The sequence below is a fragment of the Mesorhizobium sp. M0276 genome (assembly GCF_040321755.1).
GTDB lineage: Bacteria > Pseudomonadota > Alphaproteobacteria > Rhizobiales > Rhizobiaceae > Mesorhizobium.
Genome location: NZ_JAMYSC010000016.1, coordinates 126,659 through 136,171 on the forward strand (window position 1 = coordinate 126,659; position 9,513 = coordinate 136,171).

Annotated in this window: 9 protein-coding genes; 7 read left to right on the forward strand and 2 right to left on the reverse strand. The window is 62.8% G+C overall.

Going from position 1 to position 9,513, the window contains the following annotated elements; all coding sequences use genetic code 11:
* Positions 1-248: 248 nt before the first annotated feature.
* Both NKJ01_RS15290 and NKJ01_RS15295 read left to right on the forward strand, forming a co-directional pair.
* Positions 249-1,238 carry a sugar-binding protein gene (locus NKJ01_RS15290; RefSeq protein ID WP_023756907.1) on the forward strand — a complete coding sequence of 330 codons (990 nt, stop codon included), beginning with the start codon at positions 249-251 and terminating at the stop codon, positions 1,236-1,238.
* 178 nt (positions 1,239-1,416) lie between these two features.
* A complete protein-coding gene (locus NKJ01_RS15295; protein ID WP_023756908.1) occupies positions 1,417-2,199 on the forward strand; it encodes a FadR/GntR family transcriptional regulator in 783 nt (260 codons plus the stop codon).
* 18 nt (positions 2,200-2,217) lie between these two features.
* Here the strand turns inward: NKJ01_RS15295 and NKJ01_RS15300 are convergent, their stop codons facing one another.
* Positions 2,218-3,156, reverse strand: a complete 939-nt coding sequence (locus NKJ01_RS15300; protein WP_352729056.1) for an NAD(P)-dependent oxidoreductase — start codon at positions 3,154-3,156, stop codon at positions 2,218-2,220.
* 119 nt (positions 3,157-3,275) lie between these two features.
* Here NKJ01_RS15300 and NKJ01_RS15305 point away from each other — a divergent pair, with 119 nt between their 5' ends.
* Positions 3,276-4,172: an NAD-dependent epimerase/dehydratase family protein gene (locus tag NKJ01_RS15305; protein WP_352729058.1), complete on the forward strand. Its 897-nt coding sequence runs from the start codon at positions 3,276-3,278 to the stop codon at positions 4,170-4,172.
* A gap of 102 nt (positions 4,173-4,274) precedes the next feature.
* Entirely contained in the window at positions 4,275-5,051 is a 777-nt protein-coding gene (locus NKJ01_RS15310; RefSeq protein WP_023756911.1) for a FadR/GntR family transcriptional regulator, read from the forward strand.
* Positions 5,052-5,067: 16 nt separating this feature from the next.
* Here NKJ01_RS15310 and NKJ01_RS15315 read toward each other — a convergent pair whose 3' ends face one another.
* The gene (locus NKJ01_RS15315; RefSeq protein WP_352729061.1) at positions 5,068-5,406 is read right to left on the reverse strand and encodes a DUF3175 domain-containing protein; all 339 of its coding nucleotides are present in this window, start codon (positions 5,404-5,406) and stop codon (positions 5,068-5,070) included.
* A 124-nt stretch (positions 5,407-5,530) separates the two neighbouring features.
* On the opposite strand from NKJ01_RS15315, the gene NKJ01_RS15320 reads away from it, so the two are divergent.
* From NKJ01_RS15320 to NKJ01_RS15330, 3 genes are all read left to right on the forward strand, one after another.
* Positions 5,531-6,760 (forward strand): MFS transporter, encoded by a 1,230-nt coding sequence (locus NKJ01_RS15320; RefSeq protein WP_352729063.1) that lies wholly within the window; start codon positions 5,531-5,533, stop codon positions 6,758-6,760.
* Between the two features lie 158 nt (positions 6,761-6,918).
* Complete coding sequence (gntR, locus tag NKJ01_RS15325) at positions 6,919-7,947, forward strand: HTH-type transcriptional regulator GntR (RefSeq protein WP_352729065.1); 1,029 nt, start codon at positions 6,919-6,921, stop codon at positions 7,945-7,947.
* A gap of 306 nt (positions 7,948-8,253) precedes the next feature.
* Entirely contained in the window at positions 8,254-9,381 is a 1,128-nt protein-coding gene (locus tag NKJ01_RS15330; protein ID WP_352601879.1) for a sugar ABC transporter substrate-binding protein, read from the forward strand.
* Positions 9,382-9,513 lie beyond the last annotated feature (132 nt).

Genomic DNA, 9,513 nt, shown 5'->3' on the forward strand with positions numbered 1-9,513 from the left:
GAGCCGAGATTAGCTGAGCATCGGAGGAACTAAATCAATATACCGATCCCATGCCGGTCTGCCGCGCGGGATCATCAGAGGATTGTCGGTCGTTGCCAGTCAGTTTTCGATCTGGCGGACCGAAATGAAAATACTTATCGGCCTGGCGTATGACATGAGCGCTCGCACAACGACCCTCTGTCATCACGCATTCGGTCGATCTGTGTGGCGGGCACGCCGTGTCCGTCTGTTTCCAAGGGAGGACTGACATGAGGAAAACACTTTTGCTCGCCGCCGTCGCCGCCATGGCGCTTGGCGCCGGGCCGGCTTTGGCCAAGAAACAGCTCGTCATTGTCGTGAAAGGTCTCGACAATCCGTTCTTCGAAGCCATTCACCAGGGCTGCGAGAAATGGAACAAGGAAAACGCCAGCTCGGAATATGAGTGCTTCTACACCGGTCCGGCGTCGACTTCCGATGAAGCCGGCGAGGCGCAGATCGTCCAGGACATGCTGAGCAAGGCCGACACGGTGGCGATGGCAATTTCGCCGTCCAACGCGCCACTGATCGCGCAGACGATCAAGACCGCCAACCCGACGATCCCGATCATGACCGTCGATGCGGATCTCAGCAAGGAAGATGCAGCACTTCGCAAGACCTATCTCGGCACCGACAACTATCTGATGGGCAAGAAGATCGGCGAGTACATCAAGAAGGGCAAGCCGAATGGCGGCACGATCTGCACCATTGAAGGCAACCCGGCTGCCGACAACATCCTGCGTCGTGCGCAGGGCATGCGTGATGCGCTTTCGGGCAAGGACGGCCTCGCCGCACTTGCCGGTGAAGGTGGCTGGACCGAAGTTGCAGGCTGCCCGGTGTTCACCAATGACGACGGCGCCAAGGGCGTACAGGCGATGACCGACATCCTCGCCGCCAACCCCAAGCTCGACGCCTTCGGCATCATGGGCGGCTGGCCGCTGTTCGGCGCGCCGCAGCCCTATCGCGATCTGTTCGGACCGCTCAAGGACCGGATAGCCAGCAACGACTTCGTCATCGGTGCCGCCGACACGATCGGCGACGAGGTGGCGATCGCCCGTGACGGCCTCGTGACCGCACTGGTCGGTCAGCGGCCGTTCGAAATGGGCTACAAGGCGCCGTCGGTGATGATCGACCTCATCGAAGGCAAGGCCGTCGCCGATCCGGTGTTCACCGGCCTCGACGAATGCACCAAGGATACTGTCGACACCTGCATCCAGAAGTAGGTTTTCGATTCGGGGCGCTCGGCAACGGGCGCCCCGTCACTTCCTGAATTGGACGCAATGGTTGGGGCGACAGGCGCCGGCTTTGGCGCGTCCATAGTTTGGATTTTTCGGCAAGATCGGCGCACCGTGCAGGTTCGGGCCAGTCCGGACGTCAGACAGCCGACGCATTGGAACGTGGATGCCGGACGAGAAGTCAAAAGAGCGAGCCGATCGGACCAAGGCACAAGCCAGCCGCCGTACGGCCGTCATGCGAACGGGTGGTGCGGCGCACTTCGCAGGGGCGAGCGTGCATGTCTCGCTGGCCGGCGAGATTGGCTTGCGGATCGTGCGCGGCGACTATCCGCCCGGCACTATCCTGCCCAATGAGGCCAAATGGGCCGAGATCTTCAATGTCAGCCGTTCGGCGGTGCGCGAAGCCATCAAGATGCTGATGGCGAAAAGCCTGTTGGCATCGCGCCCCAAGATCGGCAGTTGGGTCGAGCCGAAGGAGCGCTGGAACCTGCTCGACCGTGACGTGCTGGCCTGGTACGCGACCGCGCCTGACCGCGAGGCTTTTCTGCGCACCGTACAGGAGTTCCGCCACATCATCGAGCCCGAGGCGTCGGCCTTTGCCGCCGTGCGGCGCAGCGACCAGCAGATGGAGGAGATCAGCCAGGCCTGCCGCGACATGAACGAGGCCCTGAGCCTGCAGGACCGTATCCGCGCCGACACGCGCTTTCATCTCGCTATCCTGCGCGCCTCCGGCAACGACCTTTTGGTGCCGCTCGGCGTTCTGATCGAGTCGGCGCTCGACCATCTCTTCGCGTTCACAACGCAGCAGGTCGGTGATCAGCGGCAGGCACAGAAACTGCATGAGGCGATCGAGAAGAACATCCGCCTGCGACGTCCGGTAGCCGCGCGCAGTGCCGTGCACAAGCTGCTTGAAAACACCGACGATGGGATCGGGCGGTCAAGGCGCTGACAGGCGCCTTTGGACGGCTCAGATCGTCTGCTTCTTGCTGTCCTTGGTCGGCATCAGGTCGACGCCGTTGATCTTGCCGATATGCGTCGCCAGCATCGGCACGAATTGCTCGGCCGGGCCGGTGGCATGGGCGCCGGCGAAGGAGTTCTTGGTGGCGTTGCCGAGCGGATTGGCGATGCCGGACGCCCCCGCCATCGATTCCAGATAGGTCAGGTCCTTGAGGGCGTTGGCGATCGAGAATTTGTGGGCGTCGCGGTCGCCCTCCAGCGTCCAGCGCATGAAGGTCTGGTAGAAGCCGCAATCCATACGGCCATTGCGAATGACGCTGTCGAAGCGCGGCGGCGAGATGCCGACCTTTTCAGCCAGCGCCAATGCCTCGGAATAGATCGCGGCGTAGCCGAGCGAGATGAAATTATTGAGCAGTTTCATGCGGTGGCCGTCGCCGGTGTCGCCGATATGGACGATGCGGCCAGCCCAGGTTTCGATCACCGGTTTCACCCTGGCAAAGAGGGCGTCCGGCGCGCCGACCATGGCGTCGAGCGTGCCTTCCCAGGCTTCCTTCGGCGTGCGGCTCAGCGGCGCGTCGACAAAATCGATGCCGAGCGCCTTCAGTTCCGCTGCCAGTGCCACCGTCGAGACAGGATCTGAGGTCGAGCAATCGATCACGACCGAGTCTTTCTTCAAACCCTCCTTGAGGCCGCCGGGGCCGCGAATGATGGCTTCGACCTCGCGTGAGCCGGTGACGCAGATGAAGACGATTGTCGATGCCGCCGCCACATCGCGCGGGGTCGATGCTTCCTTCGCACCTCGACCGATCAGGTCTTCCGCCGGCTTGCGGTTCTTGCGGCCGAGAAAGGTCAGGGCGTAGCCCTTGTCGACGATGTTCCTGGCGATCCCGTGTCCCATCAGGCCAAGGCCGATGAAGCCGATCTTTTCGCTCGCGGCGGTCGTATTCATGTCTTCAAGTCCTGTTGCAATGATTGATGATCGGCGCTGCCGTTTTGCAGGCGAGGGCGGTTGCGGATCGCGATATTGTCTGACAATACACATAAATCCCAGAGGATGTGGAGAGCAAAATGGCGAAGCGGATCATGTTCACAGGCGGCAGCGGCAAGGCCGGACGCCATGTCGTGCAGTATCTGGTGGAGCAGGGCTGTCAGGTGCTCAACATCGACACCAAGCCGCTCGACAATCCCAAGGTGCGCACGCTGATCACCGACATCACCGACAGCGGGCAGGTGTTCAACGCGCTGTCGAGCTACATGGGCCTGCATGAATTCGACCCATCGCTGCGCCCCCAGCCGGTCGATGCCGTGGTCCATTTCGCCGCGATTCCGCGCATCATGATCACCACCGACAATGAGGTGTTCCGTATCAATGCGCTCGGCACCTACAATGTCATCGAGGCGGCGGTAAAGCTCGGCATCCCCAAGGTGGTGATCGCCTCCAGCGAGACGACCTATGGCCTGGTTTTCGCCAACGAGCCGCGCGATCCCAAATATTTCCCGCTCGACGAGGAGTATGACGTCGATCCGATGGACAGCTATGCGCTGTCCAAGGTCGTCAACGAGAAGACGGCACGCGCGTTCGCACAGCGCAACGGCACCGATATCTACGCCTTGCGCATTGGCAACGTCATCGAACCGCATGAATATTCGCTGTTTCCGAAATGGTTCGCCGATCCCGGTTTCCGCAAGCGCATCGCCTGGAGCTATGTCGATGCGCGCGACCTCGGCCAGATAACGCTGCGCGCCATCGAGAAGGACGGCCTCGGCTACCAGGTGTTCAACGCCGCCAACGACGACACCTCGTCCGATCTGCCGACCGCCGAACTCTTGAAGCGTTTCTACCCCGGCGTGCCGGTCAAAACCGAACTCGGCGAATATGAAACGCTGCTCTCCAACCGCAAGGCGCGCGAGGTGCTGGGTTTCCGCCCGGAGCATAGCTGGCGCAAATACGTCACGACGGCCTGATTCACGAGAGCAACTGGGCTGATCTGTGCACAGCGCCCGGCTTTGCGGCCCAAGCCGCTTGCCGCGCTTGACAGCACCCTCAATCCGGACTTTCTGGAATCCATGCGGGACGCGAAGCCGAACAAGGAAAAATCGCCAGCGAAAGCGGCTTCCACCGAGCGTTCCGCCGGCGTTCGCCGACCCGACGCGGCGCGCATTCCAGGCTCGAGCGTTCATGCCTCGCTGGCCAGCGAGATCGGCCTCAGGATCGTGCGTGGCGACTATCCGCCCGGCACGATTCTGCCGAATGAAGCGAAATGGTCAGAGACCTTCAGCGTCAGCCGCTCGGCGGTGCGTGAAGCGATCAAGATGCTGATGGCCAAGGGCCTGCTGGCTTCACGCCCCAAGATCGGCAGCTGGGTCGAGCCGAAGGAACGCTGGAACCTGCTCGATCGCGATGTGCTGGCCTGGTACGCGACATCGCCGGATCGCGAAGTGTTCCTGAAGACCGTGCAGGAGTTCCGCCACATCATCGAGCCGGAAGCGACCGCCTTTGCCGCGATGCGGCGGACCGACGAACAGATGGCCGAGATCAGCCAGGCATGCCGGGAGATGGGCGAGGCGGCCAGTCTGCAGGATCGCACCCGCGCCGACACCCGCTTTCACCTCGCCATCCTGCGTGCCTCGGGCAACGACCTTCTGGTGCCGCTCGGCGTGCTGATCGAATCCGCCTTCGATCATCTCTTTGCCTATACGACGCGGGAGATCGACGATCTCAATCATGCGCAGAAGCTGCATGAGGCAATCGAGAAGAACATTCGGCTGCAGCGCCCGGATGCGGCGCGCAACGCGGTGCGCAAGTTGTTGGCCAACACCGACGGTGTCATCCGCGCCCGATAGGGCCTATCGGGCGCTGCTAATCGTCTTTCTCACGCCCGAAGGCGGCGCGCAGTTCGTCCTTGGCGTCCTCAAGTACTTGTCTGCGCTCGGCGGGCAGGTTCTTGCCGGCGCGGTTGATGTAGAAGTTCAGCATCGACATGGCTGACTGGAAAGGTCCGGCCTTGCGCCGGTGGCTGTGTTCGGCGGATCGCTTGAGCGAGGCAGCGATCTTCTTGGCGTCGTCGGATTCGAAGACATGGTCCTCGAGATCCAGCGCGTCGCTGTGCTCGGTCACGTCGGCCGACCATTTTTTCTTCGCGGTCACGGCAGGGCTCCTTATGCAGGGGGCTGGCCGGGAAACTCCGCACATTGGCATCGGTTCCCACTTCGCCTGGCTCTGGAGCCACGGATTTGCCTGCTGTGGCGCTGCTGCGGCTTGAGGATGGGCCGATACTGGGCGCGAGACGGCAGCCGAACTGAGAGCGCCGACAGGAAACGCATTGGCCCGAACCGACAGCATTCAGCCGCGCACCGGCATCGACAGCTCCTATGCCTGGATGCGGCTCGCCATCTCGATGCTGCTGGCGACGATCGGTGCCGTCGGTATGTGGGCGGTTGTCGTGGTGCTGCCCGCCGTGCAGGCCGAGTTCGGCGTCGACCGCGCCGCGGCGTCCATGCCCTACACCGCGACCATGGTCGGCTTTGCCGCCGGCAACGTGCTGATCGGCCGCGCCATCGACCGTATGGGCTACTGGGTCCCGGCGCTGCTCTCTTCGATTGCGCTCTCCGCCGGCCTCCTGCTCGCGGCGCTGTCGACCTCGATCCTGCAGTTCACCCTTGCCCAAGGGCTGCTGATCGGCGTCGGTACATCGGTGATCTTCGGGCCGCTGATCGCCGATATCTCGCACTGGTTCAACCGCCGGCGCGGTGTCGCGGTGACCGCGGCGGCCGCCGGCAACTACCTTGCCGGGGCGTTCTGGCCGACCATCATGCCGACACTCATGAAGGCGGAGGGCTGGCGTTTCACCTATGCGGCCATCGGCATCTTCTGCCTGGTGACCATGGTGCCGCTGGTGCTGATGCTGCGGCGCGGTGCCCCGGCGGCGGCAGCCGCAGGTTCGCCCGGGAGCCGGCCGGTGCAGCCGATCTCGCTGTCGCCGGCGGCGTTGCAGGTGCTGCTGGTTGTCGCCGGCCTCGGCTGCTGCGTGGCGATGTCGATGCCGCAGGTGCATATCGTCGCCTATTGCATGGATCTCGGCTACGGCGTGGCACACGGCGCCGACATGCTGTCGATCATGATGGCAGGCGGTGTCGTCAGCCGGTTGGCATCCGGCTTTGTTGCCGATCGCATCGGCGGCATGAAAACGCTGATGATCGGTTCTGCGCTGCAATGTCTGTCGCTGCTGTTCTACATCCCGTTCGACGGGCTTGCCTCGCTCTATGTGGTGTCGCTGGTATTCGGCCTGTCGCAAGGCGGCATCGTGCCTTGCTACGCCATCATCGTGCGCGACTACATGCCCGCCAAGGAGGCCGGGCAGCGCATAGGCATCGTCATGATGGCGACGATCTTCGGCATGGCGATCGGTGGCTGGATGTCGGGCTGGATCTACGACCTCACCGGTTCCTATGCCGCGGCGTTCCTCAACGGCATCGCCTGGAATTTGCTGAACATATTGGCGATCGGACTGTTGTTCTGGAAAGCACGGCGCAGCGCCGCCGCGATGGCTTGAAGGCTGGCAGGATTGTTGCCGTTGCTTGACAAGGACAACAGGCTGCGCGACGCCAGAAGGCGAGTGGGTGCGGCAAAGCGGGCCGGCGGGATGGTGACAGCAAAAACGATCGTATCGCGACCGCGCACTGCCAGGTGCATTCCCGAGCGAGCGCGTCCGTGATCAAGCCGCGCTCGCGCCGTGGTGGCGGCCGCCCGACCATATCGGATGTCGCGCGCAAGGCCGGGGTCGGCGCCATCACCGTGTCGCGCGCCCTGCGCGAGCCGGAGCGTGTCTCGGAAGAGCTGCGCCGCCAGATCCAGGCCGCCGTCGACGAACTCGGCTATGTGCCGGACCCGAATGCGCGGGCGCTGGCCTCGGCGCGCGCCGAGGTGTTCGGCGTCCTGGTGCCGTCGCTTACCAACAACGTCTTTGCCGAGGTGGTGCGCGGCATCTATGACAGCCTGTCGGCCAGCCCTTTCCGCATTCAACTCGGCAACACCCATTATTCCGGCCTCGAGGAAGAGCGGCTGCTGCAGCTGTTCGGTTCGCAGCGGCCGGCAGCGCTGATCGTCGCCGGCATCGACCAGACACCGGCCTCGCGAAAGCTGCTGGAGAGCGCCGGCTGCCCGGTGGTGCAGGTCATGGAAACCGGGCCAGATCCAGTCGACATGATGGTCGGCTTCTCGCATCTGGAAGGCGGCAGGACGGCCACCGAACATCTGATCGAGGCCGGTTACCGCCGCATCGGCTTCATCGGAGCGCGCATGGATCCGCGCTCGCAGCGGCGTCTTGCCGGCTACCGCGCGGCGATGGAGGCGGCCGGGCTATTCGACCCGCGCCTCGTCACCACCACGCCGGTTCCGTCCAGCGTATCGCTCGGCCGCGAGATGTTCCGCGACGCGCTGGCCAAGGTGCCGACACTCGACGCTGTCTTCTGCAACAATGACGACATCGCGCTCGGCGTGTTGTTCGAGTGTCATCGCACCTCGATCTTGGTGCCGAAGACGATCGGTATCGTCGGTTTCAACGACCTCGACATGATGCAGGTGGCGTTTCCGTCGATCACCAGCATCCGCACCCATCGCTACGAGATCGGCCGGCGTGCGGTCGCCATGGCGCTGGCGACGATCGCCGGCAACAGGCCAGAGCAACGGATCGTCGATCTCGGTTTCGAGCTCAAGCGCCGCGAAAGCACCGCCCGTTGAAACACACAAAGGCGACTGTGCGAATGCCGGTTTACAGGACAATTTGGTAGCGCTACCATTTTCCGCTGAGCAGATGGGCGCGCAGTGGGTTGCGGCTGTTTATTATACATAAGCGACAACTAATTCTTGTTTATTATGGATAATATGATAGTTTCCGCCCGGCTGGCGGTGACAAGGGGAGGAACTGGGTCGGCCGTCACCGGCGACTAAAACGCGTATGCCAAGGCAAGGAGGTGCCGGCCCGATCGCGTCAATAATTTCGCATAGCGAAAACCACAATCAGAACTGCAACTGGGAGGAATATCGATGATCAAGTCACTTGTTGGTGGCATCGTTGCCGCCACTGCATTCGTCATGCTGAGCTCGTCGGCGATTGCCGCGGGCCCTGAAATCGTCAAGGGCCCGGCAGCGGAGCCGGATTGCTTCGCGCCCTGGGCCGCGGATACGCAGTTTTTCAAGTTTCCCAAAAAGGACGGCCCATACCGGATCGCGCTCGCCAATGGCTACATCGCCAACACCTGGCGCATCCAGATGATCCAGACCGCCAAGGCTTACGCAGCGCAAAAGGACGTCGCCGCCAAGTTGAAGGAATTCAAGGTGGTGTCGACCGGCGAGGATGTGCCGGCGCAGATTTCGGCGATCAACAACTTCATCGATTCCGGCTATGACGCCATTGTCGTCAACGCGCAGAACCCGACCGCTTTCGCGCCGGTCATCAAGCGCGCCAAGGAGGCCGGTGTCGTGCTGGTTGCTTTCGACAACATTCTCGACACCAAGGACGCCATCAACGTCAATGTCGATCAGAAGGGCCTCGGCGAACTTTGGGGCAAATGGCTGGTCGACCATATACCCGATGGCGGCAAGATACTTGAGGTGCGCGGTGTTGCTGGCACGTCGGTCGATACCGACCGCCACAATGGCATCCATGAGGTCTTCGATGCTTCGGGCAAGAAATGGGACGTCACCGAAGTCGCCGGCAAGTGGGATGATCCGACAGCGCAGAAGGTCACGGCTGACGCGATCGCCACCAATGGTCCGTTCGTCGGCATTACCGGCCAGGGGGGTGACACCGGCATCGTACAGGCGATGATCGACGCCAAGCATCCGTTTGTACCGTTCGGTGGCGAAACCGAAAACGGCTTCCGCAAATTCTGCGCGGCTCATGCCGCCGACGGACTGAAATGCTCGTCGGCCGGCACTGGCCCGGCGCAGGTGGCGGTCGCCATCAAGACGGCGATTGCCGCGCTTGAAGGCAATGTCGTGCCGCAATCGGTCAAACTGCCATTGGCGATCGTCGAGGATCCGAACTTCAAGGCCGGGCAGGACTTCTTCCCCGACCAGTCCGACAATTTCTTCGTCGGCAATTCCTTCCCGACCTGCGGCATCAATTTCACGGCGCAGGAAATCATGGGTCAGACCAAGGCTGACCAATAGGCTGCACAGCCGGCGCCGGGGAACCCCCCGCGGCGGGCCCACGATAGTGGGGGGGGGGAAGTGGCGGGGGGGGGGCGCTGGGCGGGGGGGGTGCGCTCGTGCGGGTGGGAGGGATATACAAGCGGGATGGTG

Bases quoted from the DNA above. Each gene is read 5' to 3' on its own strand.
- NKJ01_RS15315 (WP_352729061.1), bottom strand. From the start codon at position 5,406: ATGCCAATGTGCGGAGTTTCCCGGCCAGCCCCCTGCATAAGGAGCCCT.
- NKJ01_RS15305 (WP_352729058.1), top strand. From the start codon at position 3,276: ATGGCGAAGCGGATCATGTTCACAGGCGGCAGCGGCAAGGCCGGACGC.
- NKJ01_RS15330 (WP_352601879.1), top strand. From the start codon at position 8,254: ATGATCAAGTCACTTGTTGGTGGCATCGTTGCCGCCACTGCATTCGTC.
- NKJ01_RS15295 (WP_023756908.1), top strand. From the start codon at position 1,417: ATGCCGGACGAGAAGTCAAAAGAGCGAGCCGATCGGACCAAGGCACAA.
- NKJ01_RS15290 (WP_023756907.1), top strand. From the start codon at position 249: ATGAGGAAAACACTTTTGCTCGCCGCCGTCGCCGCCATGGCGCTTGGC.
- NKJ01_RS15310 (WP_023756911.1), top strand. From the start codon at position 4,275: ATGCGGGACGCGAAGCCGAACAAGGAAAAATCGCCAGCGAAAGCGGCT.
- NKJ01_RS15300 (WP_352729056.1), bottom strand. From the start codon at position 3,156: ATGAATACGACCGCCGCGAGCGAAAAGATCGGCTTCATCGGCCTTGGC.